This is a genomic window from Amycolatopsis sp. lyj-84, from assembly GCF_046549075.1.
In the GTDB taxonomy this organism is placed as follows: Bacteria; Actinomycetota; Actinomycetes; order Mycobacteriales; family Pseudonocardiaceae; genus Amycolatopsis.
The window spans coordinates 62,722-79,086 of sequence record NZ_JAJPWO010000024.1; the positions used below are offsets into that span (position 1 = coordinate 62,722).

At 69.6% G+C, this 16,365-nt stretch carries 17 protein-coding genes; 10 read left to right on the top strand and 7 right to left on the bottom strand.

The features are described 5' to 3' along the window. Positions 1 to 12: 12 nt before the first annotated feature. Positions 13 to 948 carry a mechanosensitive ion channel family protein gene (locus tag ACLJRM_RS42395; RefSeq protein WP_410666264.1) on the bottom strand — a complete coding sequence of 312 codons (936 nt, stop codon included), beginning with the start codon at positions 946 to 948 and terminating at the stop codon, positions 13 to 15. A gap of 96 nt (positions 949 to 1,044) precedes the next feature. Next, a complete protein-coding gene (locus ACLJRM_RS42400; RefSeq protein WP_101610207.1) occupies positions 1,045 to 1,260 on the bottom strand; it encodes an FmdB family zinc ribbon protein in 216 nt (71 codons plus the stop codon). A 50-nt stretch (positions 1,261 to 1,310) separates the two neighbouring features. On the opposite strand from ACLJRM_RS42400, the gene ACLJRM_RS42405 reads away from it, so the two are divergent. Further along, positions 1,311 to 2,435, top strand: coding sequence for an alkaline phosphatase family protein (locus tag ACLJRM_RS42405; RefSeq protein WP_410666265.1), 1,125 nt, complete (start codon positions 1,311 to 1,313; stop codon positions 2,433 to 2,435). Positions 2,436 to 2,443: 8 nt separating this feature from the next. On the opposite strand, the gene ACLJRM_RS42410 is transcribed toward ACLJRM_RS42405, so the two are convergent. Then, positions 2,444 to 3,007 carry a class I SAM-dependent methyltransferase gene (locus ACLJRM_RS42410; RefSeq protein ID WP_410666285.1) on the bottom strand — a complete coding sequence of 188 codons (564 nt, stop codon included), beginning with the start codon at positions 3,005 to 3,007 and terminating at the stop codon, positions 2,444 to 2,446. Positions 3,008 to 3,058: 51 nt separating this feature from the next. On the opposite strand from ACLJRM_RS42410, the gene ACLJRM_RS42415 reads away from it, so the two are divergent. Beyond that, positions 3,059 to 3,811, top strand: coding sequence for an AraC family transcriptional regulator (locus ACLJRM_RS42415; RefSeq protein WP_101610205.1), 753 nt, complete (start codon positions 3,059 to 3,061; stop codon positions 3,809 to 3,811). 26 nt (positions 3,812 to 3,837) lie between these two features. Continuing rightward, positions 3,838 to 4,125 (top strand): hypothetical protein, encoded by a 288-nt coding sequence (locus ACLJRM_RS42420; protein ID WP_101610204.1) that lies wholly within the window; start codon positions 3,838 to 3,840, stop codon positions 4,123 to 4,125. 1 nt (position 4,126) lies between these two features. Here the strand turns inward: ACLJRM_RS42420 and ACLJRM_RS42425 are convergent, their stop codons facing one another. Further along, positions 4,127 to 4,627 carry a GNAT family N-acetyltransferase gene (locus ACLJRM_RS42425; RefSeq protein ID WP_101610203.1) on the bottom strand — a complete coding sequence of 167 codons (501 nt, stop codon included), beginning with the start codon at positions 4,625 to 4,627 and terminating at the stop codon, positions 4,127 to 4,129. Positions 4,628 to 4,667: 40 nt separating this feature from the next. On the opposite strand from ACLJRM_RS42425, the gene ACLJRM_RS42430 reads away from it, so the two are divergent. Together ACLJRM_RS42430 and ACLJRM_RS42435 are read left to right on the top strand one after the other, a co-directional pair. After that, positions 4,668 to 5,405 (top strand): alpha/beta fold hydrolase, encoded by a 738-nt coding sequence (locus tag ACLJRM_RS42430; RefSeq protein WP_410666266.1) that lies wholly within the window; start codon positions 4,668 to 4,670, stop codon positions 5,403 to 5,405. A 109-nt stretch (positions 5,406 to 5,514) separates the two neighbouring features. Continuing rightward, positions 5,515 to 6,723 (top strand): glycosyltransferase, encoded by a 1,209-nt coding sequence (locus ACLJRM_RS42435; protein ID WP_410666267.1) that lies wholly within the window; start codon positions 5,515 to 5,517, stop codon positions 6,721 to 6,723. A gap of 61 nt (positions 6,724 to 6,784) precedes the next feature. On the opposite strand, the gene ACLJRM_RS42440 is transcribed toward ACLJRM_RS42435, so the two are convergent. Continuing rightward, on the bottom strand, positions 6,785 to 7,621 hold the full coding sequence (locus tag ACLJRM_RS42440; RefSeq protein WP_410666268.1) for a phosphotransferase: 837 nt from the start codon (positions 7,619 to 7,621) through the stop codon (positions 6,785 to 6,787). A 135-nt stretch (positions 7,622 to 7,756) separates the two neighbouring features. Between ACLJRM_RS42440 and ctaD the strand changes: the two genes are divergently transcribed. From ctaD to ACLJRM_RS42465, 5 genes are all read left to right on the top strand, one after another. Beyond that, on the top strand, positions 7,757 to 9,535 hold the full coding sequence (ctaD, locus tag ACLJRM_RS42445) for a cytochrome c oxidase subunit I (RefSeq protein ID WP_076162482.1): 1,779 nt from the start codon (positions 7,757 to 7,759) through the stop codon (positions 9,533 to 9,535). Positions 9,536 to 9,622: 87 nt separating this feature from the next. Continuing rightward, positions 9,623 to 10,852, top strand: coding sequence for a phosphoserine phosphatase SerB (gene serB, locus ACLJRM_RS42450; RefSeq protein ID WP_101610199.1), 1,230 nt, complete (start codon positions 9,623 to 9,625; stop codon positions 10,850 to 10,852). Then, positions 10,849 to 11,607 carry a peptidyl-tRNA hydrolase gene (locus ACLJRM_RS42455; RefSeq protein WP_410666269.1) on the top strand — a complete coding sequence of 253 codons (759 nt, stop codon included), beginning with the start codon at positions 10,849 to 10,851 and terminating at the stop codon, positions 11,605 to 11,607. Before serB ends, ACLJRM_RS42455 begins: the two co-directional genes overlap by 4 nt. A 17-nt stretch (positions 11,608 to 11,624) precedes the next feature. After that, positions 11,625 to 13,376 (top strand): serine/threonine-protein kinase, encoded by a 1,752-nt coding sequence (locus ACLJRM_RS42460; RefSeq protein WP_410666270.1) that lies wholly within the window; start codon positions 11,625 to 11,627, stop codon positions 13,374 to 13,376. 10 nt (positions 13,377 to 13,386) lie between these two features. Then, on the top strand, positions 13,387 to 13,791 hold the full coding sequence (locus tag ACLJRM_RS42465; protein WP_410666271.1) for an OsmC family protein: 405 nt from the start codon (positions 13,387 to 13,389) through the stop codon (positions 13,789 to 13,791). 70 nt (positions 13,792 to 13,861) lie between these two features. Here the strand turns inward: ACLJRM_RS42465 and ACLJRM_RS42470 are convergent, their stop codons facing one another. Together ACLJRM_RS42470 and ACLJRM_RS42475 are read right to left on the bottom strand one after the other, a co-directional pair. Continuing rightward, positions 13,862 to 14,215, bottom strand: a complete 354-nt coding sequence (locus ACLJRM_RS42470) for a hypothetical protein (protein WP_026466908.1) — start codon at positions 14,213 to 14,215, stop codon at positions 13,862 to 13,864. 57 nt (positions 14,216 to 14,272) lie between these two features. Then, the gene (locus ACLJRM_RS42475; protein WP_101610195.1) at positions 14,273 to 16,330 is read right to left on the bottom strand and encodes an ATP-dependent DNA helicase; all 2,058 of its coding nucleotides are present in this window, start codon (positions 16,328 to 16,330) and stop codon (positions 14,273 to 14,275) included. Positions 16,331 to 16,365 lie beyond the last annotated feature (35 nt).

Sequence of the window (16,365 nt, forward strand, 5' to 3'; positions counted from 1 at the left end):
TCCCGTTCTAGGTCAGCGGTACTCCGGCGGAGGGGGCATTGACCCGCCGGGGGGCCGCTGGCCGGGATCCTGGTGCTGCGGCACCTGACCCTGGTTCGGCGGGAACTGCTGCTGGGCCGAGTGCTGGCCGCCTGCCGGGTTCGGATCGTTCACCGCGTGATGCCCGGCGGACACCGGCTGGTGCGCGGTCGTCCGTTCGGTCGGCACGTCACCGGAGCGGCTCGCGTCCTCGCGACCCCGCTGGTAGGCCTCGGCCTGCGCCTTCGCGGCGGGGATCTCCGCCTCGGCCCGGCCGAGCCAGGTCTCCCAGCGCTGCTGCATCGGCTTGATCAGGCCACCGCCGACACCGACGACGGCGATCCCGCCGACCGTGGCGAGCACGGTGATCAGCACCGGCAGCGTGACCGCGGTGGCCACGCCGATCTGGTTCAGCGCGGCGATCGCGCCGAGACCCCAGATGAACACCGAGGCGATGGTGGCGAGCACCTTGCCGTAGGAAACGCCGCCGAGGGCGTTGCCCACCAGGTCCTTGACCGCCTTGGCGATCGCGCCGGCGATCACCACGATGACGATCGCGACGATGGCGCGCGGCAGCCAGGCCACGATGTCGTTGAGCAGCGAGCTCACCGGGTTCGGGCCGAACACGCCGAACGCGATCTGCAGGGCGATCAGCAGGATCGCGTAGTAGATGATCTTGCTGATGATGTTCGACGCGTCGAACTGGCCTCGCGCGAGCATCTGCTTGAAGCCCCCGCGTTCGAGGAGCCGGTTGAACCCGACTTTCTCGAGCACCATGCTCACGGCCTTCGCGATCGCCTTGGCGATCAGCCAGCCGATGAACAGGATGACCAGGAACGCGAGCAGCTTAGGGACGAACGTGGCGACCGAACTCCAGGCGCTGGACACGCCTTGACCGAAATCGACGGCCGCCAGTGCTGATGTGGCCACTGGGCTTCTCCCTTCCCACGACTGGAGGATCCAGACTGGTGGGAGGGAGGTACCCGCCATTCGGGCGATCACACGTTAGGCCACCCGAACGAGTGGTCAGCCGCAGCAGCCGCCTCCGCAGCAACCGCCGCCCCCACCTGCGGGAACAGGGGCCGGGCCGGAGGCCGATCCGGTCAGCGCGACGGTCGTCAGCAGCTTGACGGTGTCCTGGTGGCCCTCCGGGCACGGCGCGGGCGCGCCGGACTCGCTCATCGGCCGCAGCAGTTCGAAGGTCTCGGTGCACTCGCGGCAGCGGTAGGCGTAAGTCGGCATGCGCTCATCTTCTCATCCCGCACACCGCTCTGGAATGAGAAGCTGGCCGGGTGGAACTGCCTGTCGCGGCGCATGTGCCGCATCTCGGCCAAGTCGTCCCGTCCGTGCTTTCCGCCCTCGGTGGCGCCGGGTTCGCCAACTCGCTGAGCCTGGCCGAGGCGTCCAGCGCGTGCGTCCTGCTCATCGACGGTCTCGGCTGGGAACTGCTGGCCGAGCACGCCGCCGACGCGCCCGTGCTCACGCAGCTGGCCAAGTCGCCGCTGCGGGTCGGGTTCCCCGCGACGACGGCGGCGGGGCTCGGCGCGATCGGCACGGGGCTGGCCTCGGGGGAGCACGGCCTGGTCGGCTACAGCTTCGAAGTCCCGGGGGCGGGTGTCATGAACGCGTTGCGCTGGTCCAGTCACGTGGACGGCGGCGATCTCCGCGGGGCGCTGCCGCCGCGCGAGGTGCAGCCCCTCCCGACGACGTTCGAGCGCGCCGCGGCCGCCGGGATCGCCACCAGTGTCGTGTCTTCGGCGAAGTTCGCCGACACCGCGCTCACCCGGGCGACGCAGTCCGGTGCCCGCTACGTGGGCGTCCACGCGCTCGGCGACCTGGCCGCCTGCGTACTGCGGTGTCTCGAGACGCGGCCGGCGTTCTGCTGGGGCTATCACAGCGAACTCGACATGCTGGGCCACATCTACGGCCCCGGCTCGTCACCGTGGCGGATGCAGCTGCGGCAGGTCGACAGGCTGGTCGAGTCCCTTGTGGACGGTCTGCCGTCCGGCGCGCTCCTCGCGGTCGTGGCCGACCACGGCATGGTGACCGTCGAGGGCGCGCTCGACATCGACGAGACGCCCGCGCTGCTCGGCGGCGTACGGGCCATCGGGGGCGAGGTCCGGGCACGGCACGTCTACACCGAACCGGGGGCGGAGGCCGACGTGCTGGCGGCCTGGCGCGAGGTGATCGGTGACCGGGCGTGGACCCTCTCTCGTGACGAGGCCGTCGAAGCCGGCTGGTTCGGGCCGGTCGCGGACCGGGTCCGGCCGCGGATCGGCGACGTCGTCGTGGCGGCGAAGGGGCGATTCGGGCTCGTGCGGGAACTGGCCGAGGCCGTCGAGTCCTCTCTGGTCGGTCAGCACGGCTCGCTGACCCCGGCCGAACAACTCGTCCCCTTGGTCCTCGCGCGCGGCTAATCCCGCGTTCAGTCCGGCTTCCTCGCCGAGAAACTGATGGAGCGTTTCGGGACGTGGTCGACCTTGATACCGGTGAATCCGGCGTCCTGGAGCCGGGGCCAGACCGAGACCGGGTCGAGGGCGTTCATCGTGTCGCCGAGGTGGAAAAGCCGGAACGGCACACTCGCCAGGCTGTCCATCGCCCGCAGGACCCCGCCGGGGCGGAGCACCCGGAAAGCCTCGGCGAAGATCGCGTCCTGCAACTTCGTCGTCGGCACGTGGTGCAGCATCGTGAAGCAGACGACGGCGGAGAACTCGCCGTCCTCGAACGGCATCGCCGCGCCGTCGCCCTGGACGATCCGCACGCGGCCGTCGAACTCGCGCTCGAGGAGGTCCGCCGACGCTTCGTCGATCTCGATGGAGGTGAGCCGGGGGACGAGCCCGACCAGCGCCCGGGTGGTCGCGCCGTAGCCGGGGCCGATCTCCAGTACGGAGTCACCGAGATCGAAACCGGCGACGTTGCCCGGCATCTCGTGGGCGACGGCCTTCGCCCACAGCGCGGAACTGCAGAGTTTGCGGTGCACCAGGTTCATCGGCATGAATCCGAAGCTAGCCGTGACCGGTAGGCGATAGGCTGCCAAGTAATGTCGAAAATCGGACTCCTTCCCCCGATGGCGACGGCGATGGTGCTCGGCGAGATGGATCTGCCCGCGGGCACCTGGTTGCCGTGGCACGAGCACGACGGTCACCAGCTCGCCTGGGCGGCGCGGGGGATCCTGAGCGTGAACGTCGGCGAGCAGCACTGGGTGCTCCCGCCGACGAGGGCGCTGTGGATCCCGGCCGGTGTCGTCCACCGGACCGGTGCCACCGCGCAGACCGTGTTGCGGGGTGTCTACGCGGCTCAGGACCGGTGCCCGGTCCGCTGGCCCGTGCCGACGCTCGTCGCCGTCCGGCCGCTGCTGCGAGAACTGCTGGACCACCTGGGCTCGGCCGCGCTCGACGACGGCGCCCGCCGCCGCGCCGAAGCCGTCGTCTTCGACCTGCTCGAACCGGTGGACGTCGTGCCGATCACCGTGCCGATGCCGTCCGACGAGCGGGCGCTGACCGTCGCCCGGGCGGTGATCGCCGATCCGGCGGACCGGCGTGCTCTCGCGGACTTCGCGCGCGACGTGGGCGCGAGCGAACGCACGCTCGCGCGGCTGTTCCTCGCCGAGTGCCGGACGACGTTCGGCGCGTGGCGGGTGCAGGCCCGGCTGCGCGCGTCACTGCCGCTGCTGGCCGGGGACATGCCGCTGACGGCGGTCTCCCGCCGGATCGGCTACTCGTCGCCGAGCGCCTTCGTCGTCGCTTTCCGGCGGGCTGTCGGTGTGACGCCGGGCGCCTACTTCGGCGACTGAGTCAGGCCTCCGGTTACGGTTCCGGGGTGCCTCGACGTAACCGTCCCGACCGCGGTGGACGCCCCGACCTCGGCGCGTCGACCGGCTGGGCGCGCTCCGAATCCGCCACGGACGGGGAGTGGCTCGTCCGGACCGTGCCCGGCGCGCAAGCCACCAAGGACTACCGCTGCCCCGGCTGCGACCACGAGATCCGGCCGGGGACCCCGCATCTGGTCGTGTGGCCCGCCGACGACACCGGCGGGGTCGCCGACCGCCGCCATTGGCACAAGGCGTGCTGGGACGCTCGATCCCGACGCCGTCCGGGCCGCTGGTGAGTCAGCGCCGCAGGTGCAGTGAAGGTTCTCCCGCGAATTCCTCCTCCGTGTGGATCTTGAACCCGAGCCGCTCGGCGACCCGGATCGACGGGGTGTTGGACGCCATGATGTTGGCGATCACCGGGACGCCGGGGATCTCCCGCTCGGCCCAGTCGACGACGGCGGCAGCCATCTCCGTCGCGTAGCCCTTGCCCCAGGCGAACGGCCAGAAGCGGTACGCGAGGTTCAGCACGCGCTCGCCGTTCCATTCGTGATACCGGACTCCGCCGAAGCCGACGATGACCGCCGGATCGTCCGAAGCGGACACCGCGAGGTAGCCGAACCCGTGCTCGGCCCATTGCTTCATCCAGGCGTCGTACAGTTCCTGCGAACCTTCGACGGTGTGCGGCTCGGCGTTGAACTTGTTCGTCTCGGGATCGGCTTGCAGTGCGACGATGTTCTCGCGATCTTCCTCGCGCAGCCTCCGCAGCAGCAGCCTCTCCGTTTTGATCTCTGTCAGCACGGATCCGACGGTAGCGCGGGGGTGCGACAGAATTGTCGCCATGAAGGATCTCCCGCTGGTACTGCTGCACGCTTTCCCCGTCGACGCCCGGATGTGGGACGCGGTCCGCGCGCCGCTCTCGGAGCGCCTCCGGCTGATCACGCCCGACCAGCGCGGCCTCGGCCGCAGCCCACTGCCCGAAACCGGCCGGGAGCCGAGCCTGGACGACGCCGCCCGCGATGTCGTGGCGTTGCTCGACCGGCTCGAACTCGACAGGGTCGTTCTCGGCGGCTGCTCGATGGGCGGCTACCTGACGATGGCGGTGCTGCGTGTCGCACCGGAACGCGTGGGCGGCCTCGTTTTCCTCGACACCAAGGCGGCCGCCGACACCCCCGAGGCAGCGCAGGCCCGGCACGACCTCGCGGCCCGGGTCGAAGCCGAAGGCGCCGGGTGGCTGCCCGAAACCCTCACCCCCGGATTGCTCGCCGAGAACACCCGGCCCGAGGTGGCGGATCGGCTTCGCGAACTGATCACGACACAGCCGCCGTCGGGCATCGCGTGGGCGGCGCGCGCGATGGCGGCACGGCCCGATTCGGTCGAGACACTGCGATCGGCGAACGTGCCGGCGCTGGTCGTGGTCGGCGAAGAGGACGGCCTGACCCCGCTAGACGCGGCGAACGCCCTGGTGGAGACGCTGCCGGACGCGACGCTGGTCGTGCTGCCGGAGGTGGGACATCTGACGCCGCTGGAGGATCCGGCCGGAGTCGTCGAAGCGATCTTGGGCTGGTACCCCGCGTAGAAACGTTTCCCTCGCCCCTTCAAAGGTATAGCGGACAGGGGGACTTGCGGCAAGCCCCCATTCCCGGTCCACAATTCGTGCCTTCACGTTTTGCCGAAGGGGGATTCCCATGCGTGTACTCCTGTCCACTATCGGGACGAGGGGTGAGGTACAGCCGCTGGTCGCCTTGGCGGTGCGATTGCGGGAACTCGGCCAGGAGGTCCGGCTGTGCGCGCCGCCGGATTTCCGAGAATGGGCCGAAGGGCTCGGGATTTCCTTCGCCCCGCTGGGTCCCGGGCTCCGGTCGACCGCGAAACCGGATTCCGCGATGACCAAGGCGATGGCCACGCCCGAGGGGCGGCGCGCGATGGCCGAGGCGATGGTGGTCGACCAGTTCGAGACGATGCCGGACGTGGCCGAGGGCTGCGACGCCGTCGTCGCGGGAATGGCGTTGAACATCGCCGCCCATTCGGTGGCGGAACGAAAAGGGATCCCGTATTTCTTCACCGCCTATTGCCCGATAACGCTGCCCTCACTGCACCATCGTCCGCCCGTTTTCCCGGGGTGGGCGCCGAAGAATCCGGATGCCACCATCCCGGCCTTGTGGGCCGACGACGCGGAACGGTGGAACGGGCAATGGGGCGAGGTGCTCGACGCGCGGCGGAAACTGCTGGGCCTGCCGCCGGTCGACGACGTCCGCGGGCACATCTTCACCGAACAGCCGTGGCTGGCCGCCGATCCGGTGCTGGCGCCGTGGCGGGGACCGTCGGCGCTGGACGTGCACCAGACCGGGGCCTGGATCCTGCCGGACCACAGCCCGTTGTCCCCGGAACTGGAGGCGTTCCTCGACGACGGGGAACCGCCGGTCTACTTCGGATTCGGGAGCATCCGCGCTCCGGAGGAGATCGCGAAGGCGATGATCGAGGCGGCGAGGGCGCACGGGCGGCGGGCGGTCGTGTTCCGCGGCTGGACCGGACTGTCGCTGATCGACGACGAACCCGACTGCATCGCCATCGGGGACGTCAACCAGCAGGCGCTCTTCCCTCGGGTCGCGGCGGTCGTGCACCACGGCGGCGCCGGGACGACCACGGCGGCGACCCGGGCCGGGGTGCCACAGGTGCTCGTCCCGCAGATGTTCGACCAGCCGTATTTCGCGCAGCGCGTCCGGGACCTCGGGGTCGGGACCTCGATCACCGGGGAGCCGACGGCGGAGTCGCTGATCTCCGCGCTGGCGGAGGTGCTGCGGCCCGGGGTCGCCGAGCGGGCCGGTCGCGTCGGCGGTGAGGTGCGGACGGACGGCGTCGATGTGGCGGCCCAGCTCCTGATGGCGTCGGTCTAGCGCCACGCAAGTAGTCCTCTAGTCGCGGTGGTTCGCACTACCAACCTCCGCGACTAGAGGACTAAACGCGGGAGAAGTAGCGCTCCAGGGCCGCTTCGGCCTCCCCGAGCCGCGAAGGGAACCGCCGCGCGATCACGAACCGCCAGGGAACCTCGAACAGCCGCCGAAGCGCGATGAACGGCTCAAGCGACGAAGGCGCCACATCGGCCGGGTAGGCAGAGAGAGCCGATGCGCCCGCTTCCGCGTAGAGCACGCCGAGGTCCCAACCGAGCGGCCCGCGCCAGGTGTCCTCGAAGTCGAGCCAGCACGGCCCGGCCGCCGTCGCGACGACGTTCCCCGGGTGGGCGTCCCCGTGCAGCGGCCGCGCAGGCAAGTCAGGCAGTGCCGTGGTGACCCGTTCGAGTTCTTCGTACAGTCGCGGCGCCGCACCGTTCATGTAAGACCCGTGCCGATCGAGCAGTGTCCGGAGTTCCCGGACCGGTCCGAGTTCGGGCAGTTCACCGGGGTAGTCCGCGAGTGCGGCGTGCACCCGTGCGAGCGACATCGCCACCTCTCGCGGCGACAGCGGGTGCCCTGGCTCATGAGGGGTGTAATGCCAGAGAGTGACCGGCAGGCCGTCGGCGAAATGCGGTCCCGCCGGGGGATCCGTGGTGGGTGAGACGACGAGCACATCACGTTCCGTGAGATACCTCGACAGCGCGACGTCGCGCGCGAGCCAGTCCTCGGGGGACGGCCTGGCGAAGCGCGTCGTGCCCGGCACCCGCGCCACCACCGGACCCAGTCTCACCAGCACGTTCGACTTGAAATGCAGCACCTCCGGATCACCCGTCGGCAGTCCGTACCGGTCACCTACAGCGACCGCGGCGGCCACTCCCGCACGCGTGTGTTCGTCGGTCACGGCGCGATCTTGCCAGCCGGTGCGCGCGACGGTGGGTAGTGAGGGCTACGATCCCCACTAGCCGCCGAAATGGGTCCCGAACCCGGCCGACGGCAGAACATTGACCACCACAAGGTTTGAGTGTTGGAGGCAGGAGTGACGGCCGTAGCCCCCAAGCCGATCGCCACGCGCCCGTACCCCGCGCGCGAGTCGGTTAAGGGTTCGTACCTGCTGCGGTTGTTCCGCACGACGGACCACAAGCAAATCGGCATCATGTATCTGGTCACGTCGTTCGCCTTCTTCATGGTGGGCGGCGCGATGGCGATGCTGATCCGCTCCGAGCTGGCGCGTCCCGGGCAGCAGTTCCTTTCGCAGGAGCAGTACAACCAGCTGTTCACGATGCACGGCACGATCATGCTGCTGCTGTACGCGACGCCGATCCTCTTCGGATTCGCGAACTTCGTGCTGCCGCTGCAGATCGGTTCGCCGGACGTCGCGTTCCCGCGGCTGAACGCGTTCTCGTACTGGCTGTACCTCTTCGGCGGCCTGATCGTGATGTCCGGCTTCCTGACGCCGGGTGGCGCCGCCGACTTCGGCTGGTTCGCCTACACCCCGCTGTCGGACGCCATCCACTCGCCCGGCGTCGGCGCCGACCTGTGGATCTCCGGTCTGGTCGTCTCGGGTCTCGGCACCATCCTCGGTGGCGTCAACATGATCACCACGGTGGTCTGCCTGCGAGCTCCCGGTATGACGATGTACCGGATGCCGATCTTCACCTGGAACATCCTGGTCACCAGCATCCTGATCCTGCTGGCGTTCCCGATCCTGACCGCGGCCCTGATGGGCCTGCTGGCGGACCGGCATCTCGGGGCGCACGTGTTCGACCCCGCGAACGGCGGCGTGATCCTCTGGCAGCACCTGTTCTGGTTCTTCGGCCATCCAGAGGTCTATATCGTGGCCCTGCCGTTCTTCGGGATCGTGTCGGAGATCTTCCCGGTCTTCAGCCGCAAACCGATTTTCGGATACAAGGGCCTGGTCTGGGCGACGCTGGCGATCGCCGCGCTGTCGGTGGCCGTGTGGGCGCACCACATGTACGCGACCGGCGCCGTGCTGCTGCCGTTCTTCTCCTTCATGACCTTCCTGATCGCGGTCCCGACGGGCGTGAAGTTCTTCAACTGGATCGGCACGATGTGGAAGGGCCAGCTGTCCTTCGAGACGCCGATGATCTTCTCGATGGGCTTCATCGTCACGTTCCTCTTCGGCGGTCTGACCGGCATCATGCTGGCCGCGCCGGCGATCGACTTCCACGTGTCGGACAGCTACTTCGTCGTCGCGCACTTCCACTACGTGCTCTACGGCACGATCGTGTTCGCCACGTTCGCCGGGATCTACTTCTGGTTCCCGAAGATCACCGGCCGCATGATGGACGAGAAGCTCGGCAAGTGGCACTTCTGGACCACGTTCATCGGCTTCCACGCCACGTTCCTGGTGCAGCACTGGCTCGGCGCCGAAGGCATGCCGCGCCGGTACGCGGACTACCTGCAGTCCGACGGCTTCACCACGCTGAACACGATCTCCACGATCGGCGCGTACATCCTCGGTGCCTCGACGCTGCCGTTCATCTGGAACGTTTTCAAGAGCTACCGGTACGGCGAGATCGTCACGGTGGACGACCCGTGGGGCTACGGCAACTCGCTCGAGTGGGCGACGTCCTGCCCGCCCCCGCGGCACAACTTCACCGAGCTGCCCCGGATCCGGTCCGAGCGCCCGGCGTTCGAGCTGCACTACCCGCACATGGTGGAGCGCATCCACAAGGAGGGTGAGATCGGCTTCTTCGGGAAGCAGAAGGTCAACTCCCACCGGGCGCCGTCCCAGGTGCTCACCGAGGCGGTCATGCCGGGTGATCACTCCGAGGACAACTCCAGCGAGAAGTGACCCGATAAGCGGAAATGGCGCGTGCCCTGCCTCACACCGAGGTGCGGCACGCGCCTTTTTCATGTCCGGCTAAGAGAGACTGACCCCGTGACGCAGACACCAGTTCTCATCACCACCACCGGTCCCGACAAGCCGGGCGTGTCCTCGGTGCTGTTCGCCGTGCTGTCGCGCCATGACGTCGACATCCTCGACGTCGAGCAGGTGGTCATCAGAGGCCAGCTGGTGCTCGGCGTGCTCGCCGGGGTGTACCGCGACCCCGAAGGCCTGCAGGAATACGTCGAGCAGGCGATGGCGTCGGTCGGGATGCAGGTCGAGGTGAAGATCGGTTCGGCCATCGGCGCCGACCCGTTCGCCATCGGCCAGAAGGACTCGACGCATGTCCTGCTGATGCTCGGCCGCCCGGTGACCGCGCGGGCGTTCTCCGACGTCGCGCGCCGCCTCGCCGCGCTGAACGTCAACATCGACTCGATCCGCAGTGTCGCCGACTACCCGGTCACCGGGCTGGAGCTGTACACCTCGCTCGCCCAGGACACCCCGGAGGCCGACGCCGCGCTGCGCACCGCGCTGGCCGACGCCGCCGTCGAGGCCGGGATCGACATCTCGGTCGAGCGGGCCGGGCTCGCCCGCCGGGCCAAGCGGCTGGTCGTCTTCGACGTCGATTCCACGCTCATCCAGGGCGAGGTCATCGAGATGCTCGGCGCGCACGCCGGAGTCGAACCCCAGGTCCGCGAGATCACCGAGGCCGCGATGCGCGGCGAACTGAACTTCAGCGAATCGCTGGAGCGCCGGGTCGCCCTGCTGAAAGGCCTGCCGGAGACGGTGCTCGACGAGGTCGCCGCGTCGATCGAACTCACCCCGGGCGCCCGCACGACCATCCGCACGTTGAAGCGGATGGGCTTCCGCTGCGGGGTGGTTTCGGGCGGGTTCACCAAGATCATCCAGGCCCTCGTGGACGACCTCGGCCTCGACTTCGCCGCCGCGAACGAGCTCGAAGTGGTCGACGGCAGGCTCACCGGCCGGGTGGTCGGGGAGATCGTCGACCGCGCGGGCAAGGCGACGGCGCTGCGCCGGTTCGCCGAGGAGTACGAGATCTCGCTGCAGCAGTGCGTCGCGGTCGGCGACGGGGCGAACGACATCGACATGCTGTCGGTCGCCGGGATGGGCGTCGCCTTCAACGCGAAGCCCGCGCTGCGCGAGGTCGCCGACACCGCGCTTTCGCACCCGTACCTCGACGCCGTGCTGTTCCTGCTTGGCGTCACGCGGGGTGAGATCGAGGCGGCCGACGCGGCCGACGGCCTCGAACTGTCCCGGCCATGAGCGTGCTGGAGCCGCTGGCCGCGCGCTACGCCTACTGGCTGGGGCTGCCGGCCGAAGACACGGTGGACACCTCGGACGAGGATCCCGCCGAGGTCCGCGCGATGCCGGTGATCCTGCGGATGGAACGCGCCGAACCGCCCTCCCGGACCGCTTTGCTGGAGGCCGCCGCGGCGGCCGCGGTCGCCGTCTGCCTCGACGAGCGCGCCGGGCCCGAGGGTGAATGGCACGAGCCTCTCGAGGCCTGGGTCGACGGCCGGATCCGCAAGGTCGCCCGGCGTGCGCGGGGCGCGCATTGGCAGGCTGTCCAGGAGCTGCCCGGCATCACGATCGAGGTCGACGGCGCCGAGGCGCGGGCCCTGCTGCCCGGCCGCGTCGTCGATACGCCGAAAGAGGTCTCGCGGCTGCAGATCTCCGGGAGCGAACTCCCGGCCGACGAACCCGGCCCCGCGCCGGACGGACTCCCGCGGTTGCTGCTGAACCCCGAGGTCTCGATGACCGTCGGCAAGGGCTCCGCCCAGGTCGGGCACGCGACGATGATCCTGGCCTCGTTGCTGGACGAGGCCGAACTGGCGGCCTGGGCCGAGACCGGGTTCCGGTGCTCGGTGCGGACTCCGCCGGTCGCGACCTGGAAAGCGCTGTGCCCGGTCGAGGATCCCGAAGGGTCGTGGCGCCGCGACGGTGTCGTCGCGGTTCGGGACGCGGGGTTCACCGAAGTCGATCCCGGAACCGTCACGGTCCTAGCCCAAAGGGCTTAACCTCCTATACTCCCCTCATGGGTGACCGGCTGATCGCCGGGCGCTATCGCTTGGAGGAGCGGATCGGCGCCGGGGGCATGGGCGTGGTCTGGCGTGCCACCGATCAGGACCTCGGGCGGGTCGTCGCGCTCAAACGTTCGCAGGCCGGGGACAGCGGCCAGATCCGGCGTGAGGCGCGGATCGGCGCGGGTCTGCATCATCCGAACGTGGTCACCGTTTTCGACGCCGTGATGGACGGTGACGACCGGTGGCTCGTCATGGAGTACCTGCCTTCGCGCAGCCTCGCCGACGTCATCGACGCCGACGGGCCGCTGTCGCCCGGCAAGGTGGCGAAGATCGGCGTGCAGCTCGCCAACGCGCTCGCGGCGATGCACGAAAAAGGCATGGTCCACCGCGACCTCAAACCGGGCAACGTCCTGGTGGCCGAGGACGGCACCGCGAAACTCACGGACCTCGGCATCGCGCAGTGGGCGGAGGTGACGCGCACAGGCGGTGGCCTCGACGTCGGGACTCCCGGCTACCTCGCGCCAGAGATGGCCGAGGGGCATCAGGCCGGTGCCGCGGCGGACGTGTTCTCGCTCGGCGCGACGCTGTTCACCGCCGTCGAAGGCACCTCGGTGTGGGGAGACCCGAACTCGGGACCGTTCGTCCAGCTCCGGCGGGCCACGTCGTACACCCTGGAGCCGATCCGCCAGGCGGGAACGCTGGCACCGGTGCTGACCGAGCTGCTGCGACGCAAACCCGCCGGGCGGCCGAACGCCGTCCGCGCGGCCGAGTTGCTGGCCGAAGTCGCGGATGTGGCCGCCCCGGCGCGGTCCCGGCAGGTCCGGGTGACCAAACGTGCCGTCGCGATCGGAAGCGTCGCCGCGGCGCTCGTCCTGGTCGGAGGCCTCGTCTACGCCCTGAAGGAACCGGCGTCGATGGCGGCCGCCCCGCGCCCGGCCGATTCGGTCGGCGACCTCCGGACGGCTGATCCCTGCGCACTGGTGGACCCTTCCGTGCTGAAGCAGTTCGGCACCCCCGAACTGGACACCGCCAACGGCAACTTCAACGCCTGCGGAATCCTGCTGCGCATGAGCCCCGACGACGGGGACATCGTCGACGTCCGCCTCGAACTGACGATCCCGAAAGCACCTTTGCTGGAGAAGCCGGTGCCGGGGCGGCTGAGCGTGCGCGAGGTGACGGGCCAGCCCGAGGAGAAGTGTGAGCGGGTCATCCCGCTGCCGGACGGCAACCAGGTCTGGGTGCACGCCAAGCACATCCAGGACTGGCACGCTCATCTGTGCGACTACGTCGATCCTGTCGCCGTGCACGCGACGGCCGTGCTGAACAGGGAACCGATCAAGCGCCGTCCCGTCCCCTTCCCCGCCGGCTCGCTCGGGAGTCTCGACGCCTGCGCGCTGGGCGGGGACTCGCCGTCGAAGGTCGTCGGTGGCCCTGCCGCGCCGGATCCCGTCTTCGGCAATTGGGAGTGCTACTGGAACCACCGCGACATGGAGGTGACGATCCGGTTCGAACGGGAGTGGGCGCCGTTCGAGGACGGCGGCACGCGCCTGGCTCTCGGATCGCGGGAAGCCTTCGTCGAGATCTCGTCCGAGTGGGAGGCTTGCCAGGCCGAGATCCCGCACCGGACCTTCACCGGCGACGGCCGGGCCATGATCGAGACGGTGGAGATCTACGTCTCGGACAAGGTCAAAAAGCCGCAGGAGATGTGCCCGGCGGCGGAACGGCTGGCCAGGGACATCGCGCCCAGGCTGCCGTCACTCTGAAAGGAAAACCGTGTCTTTGGAAGTCCAGCGCGACGGCGAACACCGCTTCATCGGCCGCAACGAACGCGGTGCCGAGGTCGTGATCGGCCGCAAGGGGGCCGAGGGCGCCTTCTCGCCCGCCGAACTGCTTCAGATCGCGGCGGCGGGCTGCTCGGCCGTCACCGCGGAGAACCTCATCACGCGCCGGATCGGTGAGGACTCGAAGTTCCGGGTCGGCGTGACCGCGGACAGGCGAGAAGGCGCTTCGGAACTCGACGCCGTCCACGTGGCCTTCGACGTCGACGTGTCCTCCCTCGCCGCGGCGGACCGGGAGGCGCTCGCGGTGGCGGTGGACCGCGCCATCGAGCGGCTGTGCACGGTGAGCCGGACGCTGAAGAAGGGCATCCCGGTCACGGAGAGCTTCCCGGTCGAGTAGGTCTCCGGGATGCAATGAAGGGGACTTTCATTGCAGAATTTGCAATGAAAGTCCCCTTCATTGCACGGGGCTAGTGTTTGGCGGCGTGGCCTTCGGAGCTCCAGACCACGTACGCCTCGTCGGCGTCGGTGGTCATGGCCTCGATGAACTTCTCGTTGTCGAAGCCGGGCAGCGTCTGCAGCCGCTCGATCAGCGCGTCGGCGGCCGGGTCGCCGCTGGGGATCGCGGTGCCCTTCCCGTCGGCGCCGGCGAGCATGAAGAAGACGTCTTCCTTCCACGGGCCTTCAGGGATCACTCTGACCACCACCGCGGACAGCTCGGACCACGTGACGGCTTCCTCGCTTCCGTCCGCGAGCTGGCGACGCACCCCGGTGTCATCGACGCTGACGGTCCGGGATTGTGCGTTGGGCGACTCGTGGGACAACCGGTTCTCCCTGTCTTCGGCGTTCCGTTTACGGTACTCGGCCGTGTTCCAGGCCACTCAGGCCGGGGCGGCGGCGTCGAGGCGGCGCAGCGCGTCGCGGGCGACCTTCGGGTCCATGGTGGGCCAGAACGGCGGCAGCGAGGCACGCAGGAATCCGCCGTAGCGGGCGTTGGCCAGCCGTGAATCGAGGATCGCCACGACGCCGCGGTCGGTGACCGAACGGTGCAGGCGTCCGGTTCCCTGCGCGAGCAGCAGGGCGGCGTGCGTGGCCGCGACGGTGAGGAAACCGTTGCCGCCCCTGGCTTCCACGGCCCGCTGCCGCGCCGACGAGACCGGGTCGTCCGGGCGCGGGAACGGGATGCGGTCGACCACCACGAGCTGGAGCGACGGGCCCGGTACGTCGACGCCCTGCCACAGCGAGAGGGTGCCGAACAGGCAGGTGCGCGCGTCCTCGGAGAACTTCTGCACCAGCAGGCCGGTGGAATCGTCGCCCTGGCAGAGGATCGGCAGGTCGAGCCGCTCCCGCATCTCCTCGGTGGCCTGCTTCGCCGCGCGCATCGAGGAGAACAGACCGAGCGTGCGCCCGCCCGCGGCCTCGATCAGCTCGGCCAGCTCGTCCATGGTCGAGGGCTGCAGCCCGTCGCGGCCCGGCGGCGGCAGGTGTTTGGCCAGGTAGAGGATGCCGTTGCGCTTGTGGTCGAACGGGGAGCCGACGTCGAGGCCCGTCCACTTCGGGCCCTCTGCGTCGTCGCTGTCGGCGGGAGCGGCCTTCTCGGTCGCCGTGCCCGGTGACTTCTCGACCCTGGCCCCACCGGGCGGAAGACCCCATTGCCGGGCCATGGTGTCGAACGTGCCGCCCAGGGTCAGCGTCGCCGACGTGAGAACGGTCGTGTGCTGGTTGAAGACACGTTCGCGCAGCAGCCCCGCGACACCCAGCGGAGCGACCTTCAGCGCGGGCGGACGCGGGTTGGTGGAGAAGCGGTCCCCGGTCAGCCAGACGACATCGCGCTGATGCGCCTTGTCGTCGTCGAAGGCTTCGAGGAGCCGGACAGCGGTGTCGTGGACCTCTTCGAGCAGCGACCGCGCCAGTTTGCGGGCCGTGGCCTCGTCGACGTCTTCCTTGCGGTCCTTGCCGAGCGAGGTGAGGCAGCGATGAGCGGCGTCGCGGACCGCGGGGATCGCGCCGTTGAGGGCCTGCGGCAGCGAGTCCATGCGCCCCGACGGCATGTCGTCGAGGATCAGGGCCAGCCCGTCGCTCGCCTCGAGCAACTGGTCGGCCACTTCGTCGTCGACCAGTTTCCCGCAGCGCCGGGCGGCGGCGGAGACCATGCCGCTGGTCAGCTCGCCGGTGGCCACCGACGTCACGCGGTCGACCAGGTCGTGCGCCTCGTCGATGATCACCAGGTCGTGGTCGGGGAGTACCTGGTAGCCCTGCAGCGCGTCGATCGCCAGCAGCGCGTGGTTGGTGATCACGACGTCGGCCTTGCCCGCCTCGGCACGGGACCGCTCCGCGAAGCAGTCGGTGCCGATGGGGCAGCGCGAGGCGCCGAGGCATTCCCTGGCCGTGACGGAAACCTGGCGCCACGCCTGATCCGAGACACCGGGGACGAGCTCGTCGCGATCGCCTGTCTCGGTGTCGGACGACCATTCCCGCAGCCGCGTGACCTCCTTGCCCAGCCGGGAGACGGCGAACGGGTCGAACAGCTGCTGGTCTTCCGGCTCGTCCGGGGCGCCGGAATCGAGCCGGTGGAGGCAGAGATAGTTACGGCGGCCCTTGAGGATCGCGAAGGTGGGCTCGCGGCCGAGGGGCTTCTTCAGCGCCTTCGCCAACCGGGGGAGGTCTCGATCGACCAGCTGGCGTTGCAGGGCGATGGTGGCCGTGGAGACCACGACCGTGGCCTCTTTCTCGACCGCGTGCCGGATCGCGGGAACGAGGTACGCCAACGACTTCCCGGTACCGGTGCCCGCCTGGACGGCCAGGTGCTCACCGGTGCGGATGGCGCGGCCGACGGCGTCCGCCATCTGGACCTGGCCCTCGCGCTCGGCACCACCCACGGACTCGACCGCGTGGGTCAGGAGTTCGAGGACACCGGGGAAGTCAGCACGGGAGGGCACGGGACAAGACGATAGCCGGGGCCACCGTCAAGATC

Excerpts from the sequence above, each read along its gene's own strand:
- ACLJRM_RS42400 (WP_101610207.1), bottom strand. The coding sequence starts at position 1,260 with ATGCCGACTTACGCCTACCGCTGCCGCGAGTGCACCGAGACCTTCGAA.
- ACLJRM_RS42410 (WP_410666285.1), bottom strand. The coding sequence starts at position 3,007 with ATGAACCTGGTGCACCGCAAACTCTGCAGTTCCGCGCTGTGGGCGAAG.
- ACLJRM_RS42415 (WP_101610205.1), top strand. The coding sequence starts at position 3,059 with ATGTCGAAAATCGGACTCCTTCCCCCGATGGCGACGGCGATGGTGCTC.
- ACLJRM_RS42430 (WP_410666266.1), top strand. The coding sequence starts at position 4,668 with ATGAAGGATCTCCCGCTGGTACTGCTGCACGCTTTCCCCGTCGACGCC.
- ACLJRM_RS42435 (WP_410666267.1), top strand. The coding sequence starts at position 5,515 with ATGCGTGTACTCCTGTCCACTATCGGGACGAGGGGTGAGGTACAGCCG.
- ACLJRM_RS42455 (WP_410666269.1), top strand. The coding sequence starts at position 10,849 with ATGAGCGTGCTGGAGCCGCTGGCCGCGCGCTACGCCTACTGGCTGGGG.
- ACLJRM_RS42460 (WP_410666270.1), top strand. The coding sequence starts at position 11,625 with ATGGGTGACCGGCTGATCGCCGGGCGCTATCGCTTGGAGGAGCGGATC.